Source organism: Mesorhizobium sp. M0768 (assembly GCF_040320195.1).
Lineage (GTDB): Bacteria > Pseudomonadota > Alphaproteobacteria > Rhizobiales > Rhizobiaceae > Mesorhizobium.
The window spans coordinates 1-17823 of sequence record NZ_JAMYPD010000023.1 but is presented as its reverse complement, the minus strand read 5'-3'; the positions used below and the strand labels follow the sequence as shown (position 1 = coordinate 17823).

Annotated in this window: 18 protein-coding genes and 1 tRNA gene; 8 read left to right on the top strand and 11 right to left on the bottom strand. The window is 62.0% G+C overall.

Annotation, left to right across the window (positions count from 1 at the left end):
• The first annotated feature begins 20 nt into the window (after positions 1 to 20).
• From NKI08_RS24650 to hflX, 3 genes are all read left to right on the top strand, one after another.
• Positions 21 to 884, top strand: coding sequence for a D-amino-acid transaminase (locus tag NKI08_RS24650; RefSeq protein WP_352772853.1), 864 nt, complete (start codon positions 21 to 23; stop codon positions 882 to 884).
• Between the two features lie 145 nt (positions 885 to 1029).
• Positions 1030 to 1275: an RNA chaperone Hfq gene (gene hfq / locus NKI08_RS24645; protein WP_006202172.1), complete on the top strand. Its 246-nt coding sequence runs from the start codon at positions 1030 to 1032 to the stop codon at positions 1273 to 1275.
• Positions 1276 to 2667 (top strand): GTPase HflX, encoded by a 1392-nt coding sequence (gene hflX, locus NKI08_RS24640; protein WP_352502925.1) that lies wholly within the window; start codon positions 1276 to 1278, stop codon positions 2665 to 2667.
• Positions 2668 to 2673: 6 nt separating this feature from the next.
• Here hflX and mazG read toward each other — a convergent pair whose 3' ends face one another.
• Both mazG and NKI08_RS24630 read right to left on the bottom strand, forming a co-directional pair.
• Entirely contained in the window at positions 2674 to 3498 is an 825-nt protein-coding gene (gene mazG / locus NKI08_RS24635; RefSeq protein WP_352772849.1) for a nucleoside triphosphate pyrophosphohydrolase, read from the bottom strand.
• Between the two features lie 136 nt (positions 3499 to 3634).
• Entirely contained in the window at positions 3635 to 4819 is a 1185-nt protein-coding gene (locus NKI08_RS24630) for an amino acid aminotransferase (protein ID WP_352682713.1), read from the bottom strand.
• A gap of 218 nt (positions 4820 to 5037) precedes the next feature.
• On the opposite strand from NKI08_RS24630, the gene NKI08_RS24625 reads away from it, so the two are divergent.
• Genes NKI08_RS24625 through NKI08_RS24610 form a run of 4 tightly spaced genes read left to right on the top strand, consistent with a single transcriptional unit; the run spans position 5038 to position 7660 of the window.
• On the top strand, positions 5038 to 5571 hold the full coding sequence (locus tag NKI08_RS24625) for a sigma-70 family RNA polymerase sigma factor (RefSeq protein ID WP_502896622.1): 534 nt from the start codon (positions 5038 to 5040) through the stop codon (positions 5569 to 5571).
• Positions 5568 to 6341: an anti-sigma factor family protein gene (locus tag NKI08_RS24620; protein WP_352772845.1), complete on the top strand. Its 774-nt coding sequence runs from the start codon at positions 5568 to 5570 to the stop codon at positions 6339 to 6341. The genes NKI08_RS24625 and NKI08_RS24620 overlap by 4 nt, the downstream gene beginning before the upstream one ends.
• 24 nt (positions 6342 to 6365) lie before the next feature.
• The gene (locus NKI08_RS24615; RefSeq protein ID WP_352772843.1) at positions 6366 to 7073 is read left to right on the top strand and encodes a Bax inhibitor-1/YccA family protein; all 708 of its coding nucleotides are present in this window, start codon (positions 6366 to 6368) and stop codon (positions 7071 to 7073) included.
• Positions 7074 to 7105: 32 nt separating this feature from the next.
• Positions 7106 to 7660, top strand: coding sequence for a DUF2076 domain-containing protein (locus NKI08_RS24610; protein ID WP_352772840.1), 555 nt, complete (start codon positions 7106 to 7108; stop codon positions 7658 to 7660).
• Between the two features lie 102 nt (positions 7661 to 7762).
• Here NKI08_RS24610 and NKI08_RS24605 read toward each other — a convergent pair whose 3' ends face one another.
• From NKI08_RS24605 to NKI08_RS24565, 9 genes are all read right to left on the bottom strand, one after another.
• A complete protein-coding gene (locus NKI08_RS24605; protein WP_352772837.1) occupies positions 7763 to 8353 on the bottom strand; it encodes a hypothetical protein in 591 nt (196 codons plus the stop codon).
• A 203-nt stretch (positions 8354 to 8556) separates the two neighbouring features.
• Positions 8557 to 9375, bottom strand: coding sequence for an MBL fold metallo-hydrolase (locus tag NKI08_RS24600; RefSeq protein ID WP_352542013.1), 819 nt, complete (start codon positions 9373 to 9375; stop codon positions 8557 to 8559).
• A 3-nt stretch (positions 9376 to 9378) separates the two neighbouring features.
• Positions 9379 to 10173 carry a TatD family hydrolase gene (locus NKI08_RS24595; RefSeq protein ID WP_352772834.1) on the bottom strand — a complete coding sequence of 265 codons (795 nt, stop codon included), beginning with the start codon at positions 10171 to 10173 and terminating at the stop codon, positions 9379 to 9381.
• Positions 10173 to 11756 (bottom strand): methionine--tRNA ligase, encoded by a 1584-nt coding sequence (gene metG, locus NKI08_RS24590; protein WP_352772954.1) that lies wholly within the window; start codon positions 11754 to 11756, stop codon positions 10173 to 10175. Before metG ends, NKI08_RS24595 begins: the two co-directional genes overlap by 1 nt.
• 122 nt (positions 11757 to 11878) lie before the next feature.
• The gene (locus NKI08_RS24585; RefSeq protein WP_352682722.1) at positions 11879 to 12934 is read right to left on the bottom strand and encodes a DNA polymerase III subunit delta'; all 1056 of its coding nucleotides are present in this window, start codon (positions 12932 to 12934) and stop codon (positions 11879 to 11881) included.
• On the bottom strand, positions 12931 to 13605 hold the full coding sequence (tmk, locus tag NKI08_RS24580) for a dTMP kinase (protein WP_352772830.1): 675 nt from the start codon (positions 13603 to 13605) through the stop codon (positions 12931 to 12933). The genes NKI08_RS24585 and tmk overlap by 4 nt, the downstream gene beginning before the upstream one ends.
• A 64-nt stretch (positions 13606 to 13669) precedes the next feature.
• Positions 13670 to 14800 (bottom strand): D-alanyl-D-alanine carboxypeptidase family protein, encoded by a 1131-nt coding sequence (locus tag NKI08_RS24575; protein ID WP_352772951.1) that lies wholly within the window; start codon positions 14798 to 14800, stop codon positions 13670 to 13672.
• Positions 14801 to 14932: 132 nt separating this feature from the next.
• Positions 14933 to 16156: a septal ring lytic transglycosylase RlpA family protein gene (locus tag NKI08_RS24570; RefSeq protein WP_352772827.1), complete on the bottom strand. Its 1224-nt coding sequence runs from the start codon at positions 16154 to 16156 to the stop codon at positions 14933 to 14935.
• Between the two features lie 273 nt (positions 16157 to 16429).
• A complete protein-coding gene (locus tag NKI08_RS24565; RefSeq protein WP_352772824.1) occupies positions 16430 to 17161 on the bottom strand; it encodes a hypothetical protein in 732 nt (243 codons plus the stop codon).
• A 460-nt stretch (positions 17162 to 17621) separates the two neighbouring features.
• Here NKI08_RS24565 and NKI08_RS24560 point away from each other — a divergent pair.
• Positions 17622 to 17711: transfer RNA gene (locus tag NKI08_RS24560), tRNA-Ser, on the top strand.
• Positions 17712 to 17823 lie beyond the last annotated feature (112 nt).

Genomic DNA, 17823 nt, shown 5'->3' with positions numbered 1-17823 from the left:
ACTTCTTTCAGGGGTTAGCCATGCCGCGCATTGCGTATGTGAACGGGCGCTACGTCGCTCACGCCGAAGCTTCCGTGCATATCGAGGACCGTGGCTATCAATTCGCCGACGGCGTCTACGAGGTCTGCGAGGTGGCACGAGGCTTCATCGTCGACATGCCCCGCCATCTCGCCCGATTGAACCGCTCACTTGCCGAACTCTCGATCGATTGGCCGGTCACGCGCAGCGTGCTGCCGCTCGTCATGCGCGAGGTGGTGCGCCGCAACCATGTCGTCGACGGCCTGGTCTATGTCCAGGTGACACGCGGCGTCGCCAGCCGCGAGTTTTTCTTCCCGCCGGCGGAGACGAAACCGTCGCTGGTGGTGACCGCCAAAAAAGCCGATCCTGCAGCTGCCGCGAAGCGGGCCGAGAGCGGGATCCGGGTTATCACAGTGCCGGAGAACCGGTGGGATCGGGTCGATATCAAGTCGGTCGGCCTGCTGCCGAACGTGCTGGCCAAGCAGAAAGCCAAGGAAGCCGGCGCTCAGGAGGCCTGGTTCGTCGATGTCGACGGCACCGTCAAGGAAGGTGGATCGTCGAACGCCTGGATCATCACCGGGGATGGCGTGCTGGTGACGCGGCCGGCCGAGCACGGCATCCTGCGCGGCATCACCCGTACGACGCTGTTCGACGTGGCCGCCAAGCTCGGCCTGAAGATCGAGGAGCGCGGTTTTTCGGTGGCCGAAGCCAAGGCCGCGCGCGAGGTTTTCATCAGCTCCGCGACCACGATTGCCATGCCGGTGGTGGCGATCGATGGCGCTCCCGTCGCCAACGGCCACCCGGGCTCGATAACAGTTTCATTACGGCAGGCCTTTTTTGACGTTGCGGAAAAAAGTCCAGCCTGATAACCGCACAGATGGAATGAACATCAATATATCTCGTTCTGCTTGTCGTTACTGACGGCAAGATGGTGTTTGCGTGCTTGACATGTGCCGGCTAATTTGGCGCATTGGCCTGCAAACCGAAGGGGATCGGCGAAAGACAAGAACAATGGCGGAACGATCGCAAAATCTTCAGGACCTGTTCCTGAATTCAGTTCGCAAGAGCAAAAATCCACTCACCATCTTTCTCATCAACGGCGTGAAGCTGACCGGCGTGGTCACTTCGTTCGACAATTTCTGCGTTCTGCTGCGTCGCGACGGCCATTCCCAGCTTGTCTACAAGCACGCTATTTCCACGATCATGCCGAGCCAGCCGGTTCAGATGTTCGATGGTGAGGAAAGCCAGGGCGCCTGATTGGCACGTGAGAAAGACGCGGACCGCCGCGTTCGCGGAAAACCAGCACATCAGACCGGGACAGAGGCCAACGGCCCGACCCGGGCGGTGGTAATCGTGCCGGTGCTTACCCGGCAGCCGCGTGGCGACGACGACACCAACCGCCCCCGCCTGACCCGTTCCGCCGAGGCTCGTCGCGACGAGGCCGTCGGCCTCGCCAGCGCCATCGACCTCGACCTGGTCCACACGGCGGTGGTGACCGTCAACGATCCACGCCCGGCGACCTTGCTCGGCAGCGGCAAGGTGGCGGAGTTCGCTGAGATCGTCAAAGAGGGCCACGCGGAAGTGGTCATTGTCGATCATCCGCTGACCCCGGTACAGCAGCGCAACCTCGAAAAAGAGTTGAACGCCAAGGTGCTCGACCGCACCGGGCTGATCCTGGAGATTTTCGGCGAGCGCGCCCGCACCAAGGAAGGCACGCTGCAGGTCGATCTTGCCCATCTCAACTACCAGAAAGGCCGCCTTGTGCGGAGCTGGACCCACCTCGAGCGCCAGCGTGGCGGCGCCGGCTTTCTCGGCGGCCCTGGCGAGACCCAGATCGAGTCGGATCGGCGTGTGCTGCAGGACAAGATCACCAAGCTGAAGCACGAGCTCGAAACTGTGCGCCGCACCCGCGACCTGCACCGCGCCAAGCGCAAGAAGGTGCCATTTCCGGTAGTGGCGATCGTCGGCTACACCAATGCCGGCAAGTCGACTCTGTTCAACCGGCTGACCGGAGCAGGGGTGCTGGCCGAAGACATGCTGTTTGCCACGCTCGACCCGACGCTGCGCCGCGTGCGTCTGCCGCACGGCACGCCGATCATCCTTTCCGATACGGTCGGCTTCATTTCCGACCTGCCAACGCATCTGGTCGCGGCCTTCAGGGCGACGCTGGAGGAAGTGGTCGAGGCAGACCTCGTCATTCATCTGCGCGACATCTCCGATCCCGATACGGCCGCGCAGGCCGAAGATGTCGAGCGCATCCTTGCCGATCTCGGCGTCGATGCCCGCGATAGCAAGCGCGTCATCGAAGTATGGAACAAGATCGACCGGCTCGACGAGGGCAACCGGGCGCGGCTGCTTGCCGATGGTGCTGACGGCAAGAAGGCACCGCCGATCGCCATATCGGCGGTAACCGGCGAGGGCATCGATGCGCTGAAGGCGATCATCGAGACGATGATGTCGGGCGAACTGGAGACCTTCACCGTCACACTCAAGCCCGACCAACTCGGCGTCGTCGACTGGCTTTACCGCAACGGCGACATCATCTCGCGCGACGACAATGAGGATGGCAGCGTAACCGTCGCGCTTAAAGCTACACACAGCGCTCGGCAGGAGATCGAAAGCCGATTGCGCCGTCAAAACAACGGGTAGAGGCGTTTACTTCGCGCTTTTTGCCTGCTGCCAGAGCGCTTCCATCTCGTCCAGTGTCGCCTCTTCCAGGCTGTTTCCCGACGCTTGCAGCGTCCGCTCGACATAGTGGAAGCGCGACCGGAATTTTTCGTTGGTGCCGCTGAGTGCCGCTTCGGAATCAATTTTGAGGTGCCGGCCGAGATTGACGACCGCAAACAGCATGTCGCCGAACTCGTCCTTGATCGGCGCAGTGTCGCCTTTGGCCAGCGCCTCGCGTAGTTCGCCGATCTCCTCCTCGATCTTGTCGAGGATCGGCGCCGCCTCGCTCCAGTCGAAGCCGACGCGGGCGGCCTTTTCCTGCAGCTTGAGCGCCCGGGTCAGCGCGGGCAGGGCGACCGGCACGCTGTCGAGAAAGCCCTTGCCATGGTCTTCCGGGTCGAGCCCACGGGTGAGGCGCGCACTGCGCTTCTCCGCCTTTTCCTCTGCCTTGATCTTTTCCCACATGCCCTTGGCCATGCCGGCGCTGCGCGCCTTGTTGTCGCCGAAGACATGGGGGTGGCGGCGGATCATTTTTGTGGTGATGGCCTGGACCACATCGCCGAATGAAAATTCGCCGGCCTCCTCGGCCATTTGCGCGTGGTAGACCACTTGCAGCAGGAGATCGCCGAGTTCATCCCGCAGATCGTCCAGATCGCCACGCGCAATGGCGTCCGCCACTTCGTAGGCTTCCTCGATCGTGTACGGCGCGATTGTCGAAAAGTCCTGCTCGATATCCCACGGGCAGCCGGTTTCCGGCGCCCGCAGCGCTGCCATGATCTCGATCAGTCGGGAAATGTCTTTCGAGGGTTTCATCTGGGAAACGCTATCCTGTACACGGCTGTGCGGCCAACGGCTTCAGCCGGTGAGGGCGCCTTGTCCACAGACGGGCCGCCAGACCATGATACGAAAGTGGAAGCCGGTTTCCGGAAGATCCTAGTTAGCAAAAGCATCAGTCGAGCACGGAGACTATCGCCTTGGCGAGCGCATCCATGCCGTCCTCGGGCAGGCCGGCAACGTTGATGCGGCTGTCGCCGACCATATAGATGGCATGCTCGGCGCGCAGCCGCTCGACTTGCGCCTCCGACAGGCCAAGCCGGGAAAACATGCCGCGATGGCTGGCGACGAAATCGAAACGGTCGGAGTTGGACTGCCGCCGCAGCGCCTCGGCGAACTGGACGCGCAGCCGCAGCATGCGCAGCCGCATCTCTTCAAGCTCTGCCTCCCAGTCGGAACGCAATGCGGGGTCTTCAAGCACGATGCGCACCGCCGCCGCGCCGTGGTCCGGCGGCATCGAATACATGGCGCGCGCCGCCGACAGCATCTGGCCCATCGCCAAATCCGCCTGCGCGCCACCTTTCGCCATGATCAGCGCTGCACCGACTCGGTCGCGATAGACGGCAAAGTTCTTCGAGCAGCTGGAGGCAACGACCATTTCCGGAACTTTTGCCGCCAGAAGGCGCAAGCCGGCGGCATCCGCATCAAGTCCCTCGCCAAAGCCCTGATAGGCGATGTCGACAAAGGGCAGCAGGCCGCGCTCAACGACAAGATCGGCAATGGCAGCCCATTGCGAGATGTCTAGATTGGCGCCTGTCGGGTTATGGCAGCAGCCATGCAACAATACGACGTCGCCAGGATTCGCGGTTCTCAATGCATTCAGCATGTCGTCGAAGCGAACCGCACCAGAAGCAGCGTCGAAATAGGGATATTCGCGTATCTGCAGGCCAGCGGCGCGCATCACCGGCATGTGGTTCGGCCATGTCGGATCCGACAGCCAGACCATCGCGTCGGTGCGGGTCCTTTTCAGCAGCTCTGCTACCAGCCGCAGCGCGCCGGAGCCGCCTGGCGCCTGCGCCGCACGAATGCGCGTCATGTCGGCGGCTGGGCCGAACACCAACCTGGCCATCGCCGCGTTGAAGGCGGTATCGCCGGCAAGGCCGAGATAGGTCTTGGTATCCTGGCCCTGCAGCAGCCGCTTTTCGGCTTCGCGCACCGCGCGCATCACCGGCGTCTTGCCGTCGCGATCCTTATAGACGCCGACCCCAAGATCGACCTTGTCGGGACGCGGGTCGGCGCGATAGAGGCCGATCAAGGCCAGGATCTTGTCGGCAGGCGCGGGCTGGAGATTTTCGAACATCGATAAGGTTCCGTTGGCGGCGGAGTGATACGCAAACCGGCCGTGCTTTGCCAGCAGTTTCATATGCGCCAACTCGGCGCCGGTTTGCCTCGAAGGCGGCCGATACTATCTGGCGGGCGAGAGCGGGCCCGATATCTCCCAGGACGAGAACGCGGCGAGCCGTAAGAAAATTTCGGGGAGAGCGGGATTAACATCCCGACCTGCTCCGTAAACAGGACATGAAACGGCCGATGCCACGCTTCGATATTCTGGGACAGCTCGGTTCGCTGCGCCGCTATGCACGCTCGCTGACGCGCGACAGCGCCGATGCAGAGGATCTGGTGCATGATGCGCTGGTGCGTGCCTATGAGCGACGCGGCAGCTTCCGCTCCGGCGGAAATCTTCGCGTATGGCTGCTGTCGATCGTCCATAATGCATTCATCGACGGTCTGCGGTCCCGCAAATCCGAAGCAATGCGCATCGAACAGGCCGGCTATCTCGCCGAGGCGAATGTCCAGGCTCCGCAGGAACATTCGGTCCGTCTGGCGCAGGTGCGCGAAGCGTTTTTCGAATTGCCGGAGGAGCAGCGTTCGGCGTTGCATCTCGTCGCCATCGAGGGGCTTAGCTACAGCCAGGCCGCTGAGGTGAGTGGCGTGCCGCTTGGCACGCTGATGTCGCGCATCGGCAGGGCGCGTGCGGCCCTGCGCGAGATGGAGGACGCGGTGCCGGCACGCGCGAAAGGCCATCTGAAGATCGTCGGAGGTGGATCATGAACCAACTGCGCGATCCCGTGACCGACGCCGATCTCGACGCCTATGTCGACGATCAGCTGGACGTGGCTCGTCGCATCGAGGTCGAGGCGTTCCTTTCGGCCCGCCCGGACGCGGCCGCGCGGGTGATGTCCGACTTACGGATGCGTGACGAATTGCGCGTGGCGCTTGCCGGATCGAAAGGCATGGCGCGGCCCGCGACGGCCGATGCTGCACGGCGGCTGGAGCGGGGATTGGCGCGCGGCCGCGTCCTTGGTGCTTTGCAGCGAGCTGCGGCAGTCGCTGTCTTCGTCGCTGCCGGCTGGCTTGCGAACGGCCTCATCGGACCGATATCGGTGACGGAAGTCGTCGCTTCGACCCATCCGCCGGCCTATGTGGAGGACGCGGTCCGGGCGCACCGCACGACGCTCGTGCGTGAGGCGATGTCGTCGCAACCCGAAGCACCCGGCTACAATGCCGACGAAATCCGCGCCGCGACGGCGATCGTGATGCCATCGCTGCCAGCGGACTGGACGGTCCGTGACGTGCAGATCTATCCATCGCAATTCGGACCGAGCATCGAGATGGCTGTCGAGACGAAAGAGATGGGGCTGGTCTCGTTGTTCGCGATCAGGCCCGGAACATTCGACGTCGTCAAGCCGACCGTCGTTCCCTCGGGCGAAGTTTCCTCGGCTTATTTCCAGATCGGCGAGATCGCCTACGCGGTCGTCGGACGCAGCGATGTCGGCGGTCTCGATCGCACGGCCGAAGCGCTCGCCAAAACGCTTTACTGATCGACCTGCAAGAAGGAGAACCACATGAACAATCTCGGATATATCGGGGCCGGAGCCCGAGCCGGAGCTGTCTACGATGAAGGCCTGCGCCGGCACATGCTGCGCGTCTATAACTATATGGGCCTTGGCCTCGTCGTTACGGGCGTGATCGCGTTCGTGGTGGCTTCCACGCCCGCCCTTTACGTGCCGATCTTCTCCACACCGCTGAAATGGGTGGTGATGCTGGCCCCGCTGGCCTTTGTGCTCTTGTTCTCGTTTCGGATGCAGGCGATGTCGGCAGCCGGCGCCCAGGCGATGTTCTGGGCATTCTGCGCGGTCATGGGCCTGTCGCTGGCTTCCGTGTTCCTGGTCTTTACCGGCACCAGCATCGCACGCACCTTCTTCATCGCCGCCACCATGTTCGGCGCGACCAGCCTTTACGGGTACACGACCAAACGCGACCTGACGCAGTTTTCGTCGTTCCTGATCATGGGCCTGATCGGCGTGGTGATCGCCAGCATCATCAATATCTTCCTGGGCTCGACCGCGCTCCAATTCGCGATCTCTGTGATCGGCATCGCCGTCTTCATCGGCCTCACCGCCTGGGATACCCAGACGATCAAGGAGCAGTATGCGGAAAACTTCGGCGCGGAATCACAGCAGAAACTCGCTGTCTTCGGTGCATTCTCGCTCTATCTGAGCTTCATCAACATCTTCCAACTGCTGTTGAACTTCACCGGCGAGCGCGAATAGCCGGCGTTGAACCAAGACCGGAGTTGGACATCATGGACAGAAACGATCAGCAAGCGATCGGACAGCTCTTCGAGAGGTTGGCAAGCGCCGAGCGCCAGGCGCCGCCGCGCGATGCCGAAGCAGAGCGCTTCATTCAGGACCAGATCACCCAGCAGCCTGGGGCGCCATATTACATGGCCCAGACGATCGTGGTTCAGGAGCAGGCCCTGAACGCAGTTCAGGCGCGCATAGAAGAACTGGAGGAGCAGGCGCGGCAGCCGGCCGGCGGTGGACCGCTCAGCGGCTTCTTCGGCCGCAGCGGCGGCAGGCGCTCAGGCTCGGTTCCGCGGGTAGGGCGCACCGCCTCCATTGCAACTGAAGGGCCGCAGGACACGCCACAGCGGGCAGGCGGCGGTTTTCTTGCCGGCGCCGCGCAGACCGCGATGGGCGTGGCGGGCGGCGTGCTGCTCGGCAACGCGATCGCCGGCGTGTTTGGCGGCAGCGAAGCGAAGGCAGCTGAACAGCCGACACCGCAGCCGGACGAAGCCGATCAGGCAGGCGATGCCAGCTCCGACAATGGCGGGGACTTCGGTGATATGGAGTTCTGACGAGCGACTCGACCTGTGCCTGTGCTGGGGCTGGTGACGATTGCGGGTCAGCATAGGCGAGGTGGCGAAGGCAACATCCGGGAAGCGAGCCCTCGCCGGCGGCTAATAGCCCAGGCGCTTCAGTTCAGCCTTGACCGCTGCGATCGTCTTGAAGCGGAAGCGCTTCGTTGCGCCGTCGCGCCAATGGCAATCGCATGTGGCATCGAACTTCCGGCTCGCTTTCAATTGAGTCAGCGCCTTCTGGCCTGGCTTGGGGCCATGGAAGATGCGAACTTCGTAGAGCGTCCCTTCGACATCGTAGTGCATCTGAGCCCAGGAAAGTATCACGATCAGTTCCTTTGCCGGGTCGTGGTCGGCGTTGGCGAGGCCCAGCGCTATGTCCGGTGTGTCGCCCTCTTGTTCACCGATCGTGACCTGGATTGCGCGATATCTGTTGTCAGCTAGCCGTTGCAGCGCGACGAGCGGGCGTTCTGGATAGTCCTCGGCGGTCTGATAATCGACGAAGAGTGTCTGGAGACCGTTCCAGCTCACGGCTGTGGTGTGCGGATCAGCATTGTCGGCGAACCCAACAACACGTTTGGCGAAAGCCAGGTCGTTCTCGCCTGGCGCACGACTGACATCCTGAGCTCGCGCGTCGGTGATCGCGCAGGCGAGGGTGAGGGCAAGACCTGCAAGCAGCGGAAGCGTCTTCATGATTCCCAACCCTAGCATGCCCGTTGCCTCCACAGCGCTGTTGCGAATGTCTAACAGTGACCGGTCTAATCTCGCCGCCAACGGATGCTAGCCTTTAGTCGCATAAGATAGATTATGGAACTGGCGTAGCCGATTGGATGTGGCGTGAAGATAGCACTCCGCGAGATCCAAACCCGCGAACCCAGCCGTAAAAACCTCGCCCTTCACGCTGATTCGTAAGGGATTTCGATCGTCATGCCGTCATAAGCAGGCTCGACGTTGGCCGGCGTCTCGGCCATTACCGTGGCGTAGTCGAGCGGAACATGCATATGCGTCAGCACCGCGTTCTTCGGCGCCAGTCCTTCGATCCAGCCAAGCGCCTGGCCAAGCGACAGATGGCTCGGATGGACGGTGTATTGCAGCGCGTCGATGACCAGCATGTCCAGCCCGCGCAAACGCTTGGCGGTCGCCTCCGGAAAGTCGCTGACGTCAGGGCAATAGGCCAGCCCGCCGATGCGGAAACCCAGCGAGGTGATGTCGCCATGGAGCTGCAGCAGCGGTTCGAGGGTGAGGGCGCCGCCCTCGCCTGCGATCACCACCGGCCTGTGGTGGTCGATGATATGGGCGTTGACGATCGGCGGATACGAACTGCCTTGCGGTGTTTCGAAACAGTAGCGGAACGCCTCGCGTAGGCGCAGCATGGTAGCCTGATCCGCATGGATGTCGATCCGGTGGCGCTGCTCGAGCACGAAGCCGCGCAGATCGTCGATGCCGTGGATATGGTCGGCATGCGGATGTGTATAGACCACCGCATCGATGCGCTTGACGGATGCCAGCAGCATCTGCTCGCGGAAATCCGGGCCGGTGTCGATGACGACCGTGGTCCGGGCGCCATTCGCCGCGATCCGCTCGACAAGCGCTGCGGTGCGCGTGCGCCGGTTCCGGGGGTTCGCGGGATCGCAATTGCCCCAGTCGCCGGTGATGCGTGGCGTGCCCGGCGATGAGCCGCAGCCGAGGACGGTAAGACGTAACCGGTCGCTCATGCGTCAGGCGCCCGGCGCGCTCGGGCGCGGCATTTTCCTGAACAGCCGGAAGAAGTTATCCGTGGTGATGTCAGCGATCTCGGCATCGCTGACGCCGATCGTCTCGGCCAGCACCTTGGCTGTATGCGCGACATAGGCGGGCTCATTGCGCTTGCCGCGAAACGGGATCGGCGCCAGGTATGGCGCGTCGGTTTCGACCAGCAGACGGTCGCGCGGCACATCGGCGGCGACGGCGCGCAGCTCGGCGGAGTTCTTGAAGGTCAGGATTCCGGAAAACGAGACGTACCCGCCGAGCGCCACGCCGATCTCGGCCAGCCGGCGTCCCGACGAAAAACAGTGCAGGATGAAGGGGAAGGCGCCCTTCCCTGTTTCTTCTTCGAGGATATCAGCCATGTCATCGTCGGCGTCGCGCGAATGGATGACCAGCGGCAGACCGGTCACGCGCGCCGCGGCGATGTGGGTGCGAAAGCCCCGCGCCTGTGCGTCGCGCGGCGCATGGTCGTAGAAATAGTCGAGCCCGGCCTCGCCGATCGCCACCACTTTGCGATGAGCAGAGAGCCGCACCAGATCATCGACAGTGACGTCAAGCTCTTCGGCCGCATTATGCGGATGGGTGCCGACCGAGCAATAGACATCATCGAAAGTCTCTGCAATCTCAAGCACTTGGTTAAATCGCTTCACCCTCGTCGAGATCGTCACCATTCGGCCGATGCCGGCCGCTAGGGCGCGGGCGACGATGGCCGCCCGCTCTTCGGCGAAATCCGGAAAGTCGAGATGGCAGTGACTGTCGACCAGCATCAGGCGTTCGCGTCCTGCTTTTCGTAACGCGGAAAGACCGCCTCCGGCGCGGGCAATGCCGTGCCAGGCACCAGCGCATAGTCGGCGTGGACATGCGCAAAGTCACGGTTGTCTGCCGGCACCGCCAGCAGGTCGAGCAGCTTAGCAGCCGACCCCGGAACAAAGGGCTGGCAGAGCAGCGTCACCCGCCGGACGACTTCGATCGTCGTCCACAGAACTGTCTTCATACGCTCTGGATCGCTTTTGCTTAGCGCCCAGGGTTGCTGAGAGGCGAAATAGCGGTCAGCTTCGGCCACCACTCCGAAGATCGCCGCCAGCGCCAAATGGATGCCCTGATCCGCCATCGCCTTTCGCGCGACGGCGAGTGCCCCCACCGCTTGGTCGAGGATGGCGCTGTCGGCTTCGGTCAGTTCGCCGCGCTTTGGCACCGCGCCGCTGCAGTTCTTGGCGACCATCTTCAGCGAGCGCTGCGCCAGATTGCCGAGGCCATTGGCAAGGTCGGCATTGGTGCGGTTGACGATTGCATCATGGCTGTAGCTGCCGTCCTGGCCGAACGGCACTTCGCGCATGAAGAAATAGCGCACTTGGTCGAGGCCGTAGTGCTCGATCATCGCGAACGGGTCGACGACATTGCCGACCGACTTCGACATCTTCTCGCCACGGTTGAACAGAAAACCATGCGCAAACACGCGCTTCGGCAATTCGATGCCGGCCGACATCAGGAATGCCGGCCAGTAGACCGCGTGGAAGCGGATGATATCCTTGCCGATGACGTGGACGTTCGCCGGCCAGAAAGACCATCTCTCATTGGTCGGATCCGGATAACCGGCGGCGGTGATGTAATTGGTTAGGGCATCGACCCAGACATACATCACATGCTTCTCATCGCCGGGCACCGGCACGCCCCATTTGAATGTGGTGCGCGAGATCGACAGATCCTTCAGGCCGGATTTGACAAAGCTGATGATTTCATTGCGCCGCTCCGCCGGTCCGACGAACTCGGGGCTGTTCTCATAGAGCGCGAGCAGTCTGTCCTGATAGGCGGAAAGGCGGAAGAAATAGCTCTCTTCCTCGGTCCATTCGACAGGCGAGCCGAGCGGTTCGCGGCGCACGCCGTCGTCACCGACCTTGGTTTCGGCCTCGTCGAAATAGGCTTCCTGCCGCACCGAATACCAGCCACTGTAGCGGTCGAGGTAGATGTCGCCATTCTCAGCCATGCGCGTCCAGATCGCCTGGCAGGCCTTGTAATGACGCTCTTCGGTGGTGCGGATGAAAACGTCGTTCGAGCAACCGGTCGCTTCGAGCATCGAGCGGAAGATCGCCGAGTTGCGATCGGCAAGCGCTTTCGGCGTCAGGCCTTCGGCGTCCGCCGTCTGCTGCATCTTCAAACCGTGCTCGTCGGTTCCCGAGACGAAGAAGACGTCCTTGCCATCGAGCCGCTGGAAGCGGGCCAGCGTGTCGCTGGCGATGACATTGTAGGCATGGCCGATATGCGGCTTGCCGTTCGGATAGAAAATCGGCGTCGTGACGTAGTATTTTTCGCGTGCCATGGATGAGCCGTCATGAATGTCTGAATGAAAGATGTCGCGGTGAGATATCGCATCGAAACGGCAATTGCCATCCGACGCCAATGTGGTGGCTTCGAAGTTCCTGCGATTGATTGGGAATCAATACTCAGGGGCTTCAAAAGCCACGCCAGCGGCCGTCACATTCGCATTGCAGAATTCAGGCGGTCGATCATGGTCAGGGCGTGCTGCTTTTTGTCGAGGTTGTAGGTCTCGGTTTCAGATATAGCGTTCAAAGCCGCGTGCCAAGTATCCGACAGCGTTTTGGCTCGCGCGAGATCGCCGGCGAGCGCGGCCTGGCTGGCGCCGGCCGACAGCAGATCAAGCGCACGGCGATTGAATATCTCGAACGGGATCGCCTGGTCGCGGCCGGCGACCGCCTCGGCAAGACGGTAGGCCGCCGCGACATCTAACTTCTTGGACATCACCAGAGCGTCGAGGGTGGCGGCGATTTCGAGCCCGCCATACTGCGTCAACAGGATCGCATTGCGCGCGCTGCCCCCTGACCGCTCCGCCAGCGCCGCGCGCGCCGCAGGATCCTCCGGTGGCGGCGGCTCGATGCCCTCCAGAACCGTCATCAAGCTCTCGGCATCGAGCGGCGCCAACCGCACCATCTGGCAGCGCGACCTGATCGTCGGTAGCAGACTGCCCGGCGCATGGACGATGAGGATGAATAAGGTGCGCGCGGGTGGCTCTTCAAGATTCTTCAGCAAGGCATTGGCAGCATTGGTGTTCATGTCGTCGGCGGGATCGACGATAACCACCCGGTAGCTGCCGTCATGCGACGTCAGCGACAGAAAACGGCTGACCTTGCGGATTTCGTCGACCGTGACAACTGTCTTGAAGCTCTTGGTCTTGTCGTTCACCGGGCGTGTAAGATGCAGCACCGAAGGATGCGCGCCGGTGGCGATCTGTCGAAACAGCGACGAAGCCGGATCTGGAACGGCAAGGCTTTCCGGCGCCTGCTCGAAGGCCGGGTGCTTCAACAGATGATGCGCCAGGTGAAAGGCCAGCGTCGCCTTGCCGATGCCAACCGGTCCGGCAAAGATCAGTGCGTGCGGCAGCTTTCCCGAGCGGTAAGCGGTGGCGAGCATGTTGGCCGCCTGCAGGTGACCGACAAGACGCGGCGTCTCGGATGGCTCGGGCACCCCGTCCAGCGTGTCGTGCTGTTCGGGCGCGATGCGTTCGAAAATCATGCTGGCGCCGCCTGCCTTCTTTGCGCCGGCATCATCCTCTCGAGAGCCGCGAAGACCGCGGCGGTAACGACATCCTCCACCGCATCTAGGTCGGCTGAGGCATCGACGACAACGCAGCGTTCGGGTTCAGCTGAGGCGATCGCGAGAAACGCCTCGCGCCGGCGTTGGTGGATGGCCAATGTTTCTTTCTCGAAGCGGTCCGGTCCGTCACTGCTGCCCCGCCGGGCGGTAGCGCGCCTCAGGCCCTCGGCGGGGTCGATGTCGAAGATCAGTGTCATGTCCGGCACCATGCCGTTGATGGCGACCTTCTCCAATGCGTCCATGAATGCCGGGTCGAGGCCGCCGGTGACGCCCTGGTAGACGCGCGAGGAATCCATGAAACGATCGCAAAGTACGACCGAACCGCGCGCGACTACCGGCCGGATGACCTGTTCGACATGGTCGGAACGCGCAGCGGCGAAAAGCAGAGCTTCCATCTTGGGGCCGAACGGCTCGGCTGCGCCTGAAAGCAGGATATGCCTGACCGCCTCCGCGCCCGGCGAGCCACCCGGCTCACGTGTCACCAGCACATCGTATTTCTTGGCGCGCATCTTCTTTGCCAGCCGCTCGATCTGCGTCGACTTGCCTGCTCCTTCGCCGCCTTCAAAAGTGATGAAAAATCCGCGCGCCAAAGCCTTTGTCCATACTTCGGGGACCGTATAGTCCCGGCGGGAAAAAAGGTCCACCGCGACGGTGCTAACGCAGCCAGCCGACGGCCAGTTCCTTGGCGGCGTCGAGCGCGCGCTGCGGCAGCGAACCGACACCGATCGACTCGGCGGCAAACAGCGGCGTCTCCTGGCTCAGCGTATCGCCGATCCAGACGCGCAGCGTACCCACCGGCTGCCCCTCCTCCACCGGCGCTGCCACCGGTCCGTCATAGACGATCCTGGCGGTGAGCTTGTCGCGGTTGGTGATCGGCCGGAAGATCTGCACCGGTCCTTTTGCCTTTAACGCGACACCGGACTTGGCGCCGCCAAAGACCTGGGCTTCGCCAACCACTTCGTCCTTGGCGAATACTTCAGTCTTCTCGAAGGAGCGAACGCCCCAGTCGAGCAGCTTTCGCGCTTCCTCAGCCCGCTCACGGTCGTTTGCCAGACCGCTCATCGCCGCGATCACCCTTGTGCCGTTGTGGCTGACCGAGCCGACAATGCCGAACCCGGATTGCTCGCTGGCACCGACCGCGAGCCCGTCGGCGCCTATGTCCATGGCCAGTAGCGGATTGCGGTTCCTCTGGGAAATCTTGTTCCAGGTAAAATCCTTCTGGCCGTAATAGCGGTAGAGATCCGGGTAGTTGCGCCAGATATGCAGCGCCAGAAGCGCGAGTTCGCGAACGCTCGTTTGCTGCCCATCGGCCGGCAGACCGGTGGAATTGACGAAAGTCGATTTCTGCAAGCCGATCTGGCGGGCACGCCCGGTCATCTGCGCCGCGAAGTTTGCTTCGGACCCGGCCATCCCTTCAGCGATGACGATACAGCCGTCATTGGCCGCCTGCACGGTCACGCCCTGGATCAGGTCTTCCAGCCGGATCGTCGACTTGAGCTTGGCGAACATGGTCGATGTCCCCGAAGGAGCGCCGCCTTTGCGCCAGGCGTTCTCGCTCACCACGAAGGTGTCATCGAGCGTCATGCGCCCTGATTTGATGGCGTCGAAAACCACTTCCATCGTCATCAGCTTGCCCAGCGAGGCCGGCGGGATCAACCTGTCGGCGTCCTTGGAAAACAGCACGGTTCCGGTTTCGGCATCGATCATGAAGGCCTGCGCGGCCTTGGTCTCGAAAAGCTGAGCTGAGGCCTGCGCAAGCGAGAGCAGCAGCAGGCCGAGCGCCATAATCCCGGTGAAAGGGTGAAAAGATTTCATCAGGTTCGACCAGTGAGCCGGCGCTTTTTGCAAGTTGGCAGAAGCTATCAGGCTTTTGCCTGGCGGATCAATCGCGCGCGAAAAACCCAGGCAGCCCCAAGCTCAGTTGCGTACAGCAAGCGCATCCGGCGCACCATGCGACCACGCTGCCTGGAGCATCTCGTCCAGGCTGCCACGACCGTCGGCAAAGAGGTTGACCGTGTACCAGTCCTTGCCTTCAAGTTCCAAGCGCTGGATTTCGGTCTTGCCGAAGCTGGAAAGCTGGGCAGCCACACGCTCCGCTTCGGCGGCATTCTCGAATGAACCCGCCGCGACATAGGCGGTGGGCGACCCGGCTGGAGGGGCTTGCCGCTTCCACGATTGAAGAAGCTCGGCGGACGACATGCCGGTGCCATCCAGCCCGGCAAACGCGTTGGAGGCGCGCTGCACGCGCTCGTCGGCGTAAGACAGCGACGCCATCGTGAACGGCGATTGCGCCGGCAGGTTGATCTCCGGACGCTCCGGCACGATCGGGCCGAAATCGGGCAGTACAATGTCTCCCGAAGCAGATGCTTGCACCGCCATGACAGGCCGTGCATCGGATCCCTGCCCGGAATTCGTCAGCTGACCGGGGAACGGCACGGCAGCAGCGCTCACCGGCAGGCTTGGCGACGGCCCATTCATCGCGACCATGACGCCGCTGGGCAGACCGTCCGACGGATCCGGCGCCCTGTTGCCTGGACGATACGAAGCCACCAGATACTGCCCGTCATTGCCTTCGAGCGGCGCACGGCCGACATATTCGACCTTCACCTCGGCCGTACCGACATTGGCATAATCGAGCATTTCAGCAGCGCGCTTCGACACATCGATGATGCGTCCATCATGATAGGGCCCGCGGTCGTTGACGCGCACGATCACCGAGCTGCCGGTCTTCATGTTGGTGACCCGCGCATAGCTCGGCAGCGGCATGGTCGGATGCGCCGCCGTCAGATCTGCCATGTCGTAGACTTCGCCGTTGGCCGTCAACCGGCCGTGGAAGGCCTCACCGTACCAGGATGCGAGGCCAACCTTGGCGTAACGTTTGTCTTCCTTCGGATAATACCACTTGCCGCGCACCTGATAGGGCTTGCCGAGCTGGTCGCGTCCGCGAGACGTCTTGAACATGACGCGCGGGCTGGCTTTCACGCCGTATTCGGCTTCGGAAAAATATTCCTTGGAGCGAGGTTTCTTGTTGACCATCGCCCTTTGCTGCGGCCCGGCACATGCTGCAAGAAAGGCTGCCGACAAGGCAAACAGCGCGAAAGCGGAAGCGCGACGAAGACGCGGGCGCGCCGTGGTCTGCATATTTTGATTGTCCCCTATAGCATCGACGAAGGCACCGCAGCATGAACGTCAGCGATGCCAAAGCACCCACTCCAGAAACGCCGGCGACGCCCTACCCCAATCCTTTTTGTGCGCAGGAATTGTTTATCACCGTATTAACCGATTGTGGTCGGAACCGGGCGAGATTGTGGCACGGACCGCCTCGCTGATCGGCATGAAAATCATCGCTTATCGATCAGAAACGCCATTCGTGGCGCACTTTGCCCCTGGCTTGGCGTGGCTGCGAGCGCAGATTCAGGGACCGAATATCACAAGTTCGGTGAACGTCAGATCTCCAGGTGCGGGTGGTCTGGGACCTTTGAAGTATTTCAGCCCCTTGTTGGGGCGGTACCATCCCACCAAGCCTGGAATCGGCTCCTTGGCGTCGACAAAGCAAACCAGGATTCCGCTTCGCAAGAGAAAGCGCCCCATCGCGCCGGCGCAGCGGCTCAAATCCGCAAGCGAGCGGCAATAGATGACCTGATGGCATCGAATAACACCGTGCAACATTCGGCGCGGCATCAACACCATGGGGAACGCTGCTCCGTCGCAAATGCAGATCAACGACAGGCAGCCCAGCGCGGCGTGTTCCGAGAGTATGTATCTCTCACTCTCGGGCAGCATCGCCAATTCCGGAAGATCGGGACGCACTTCGACCACGCGACATGACCGCTGCGCCGAACTTAAAGCCGGCAAGAAGGTAAATTGTCCGCTGGAGAAGAGCCGAAAGCCTAGCGCCCGGTTGGCTTTCAATGTCTCTTGTGCAGGCGAAATGTTCGTGTAGGTCACGTCCTTCCGCTTGAGAACCGCCGCAACCAACATGGCGCCATAGGGACGGAAATCTGCATCGACTGACCAGCTTGAAAGATTGCAGCGAATTTCCTCGCTCTCCGACCCGTGATAGCGAGCATAAAGGGTGAGCACAACGCCGACGATCCGACCGGCATGCTCCAAAGCAAAGCCATATTGTGGGAACTCGGCAACCACAGGCCGCTGCGACAAGCGGGTCAGAGCGTGTATCCAGTAACTCCGGTTACGCGCCGGAAAGCCCCTGCACAGGCAATCAACCACTCCCTCCCAGTCGGTTTCGCGGACTGGTCTACAGCGAAGACCGGGCGGGAGAGCGCCAAGTACGGCCAAAATCAACTCCAGAATACGATTTACTTATATGTGCCTAACGCGCCCAACATATCAGCGCTCAACGATTAATAGTCCGTGCGGGTTTTAAAAACGATTTTCCACACTCAGCACAAACACAGCTCGCCATGACGCTGCTCAACGCCCTGGATCGCGCCGAAAGGTGCGGCCGCCACGGTTGACTTGGCGTTGAATGCGGCTTTACAGGAATGGAGCGCGAACCGGTCGGGGAACGTCCTGGTGCCAATCCGGTACCGACAGCTCGAACCCGCTCCTCTCGCGATATCCTAAGTGATTGAAAAATCACCTTGGAGGGATGGCCGAGCGGTTTAAGGCACCGGTCTTGAAAACCGGCGTGGGTGCAAGCCCACCGTGGGTTCGAATCCCACTCCCTCCGCCATATCCGTCCTGTCCAACCCGGAGACATGGGTAACAGATTGTACTTAAGACATGGGTGACAACCTCGTGCCGAACGGGTTGTCGATGGTCTGCAAGGTCCTCTGTTCCAAGTC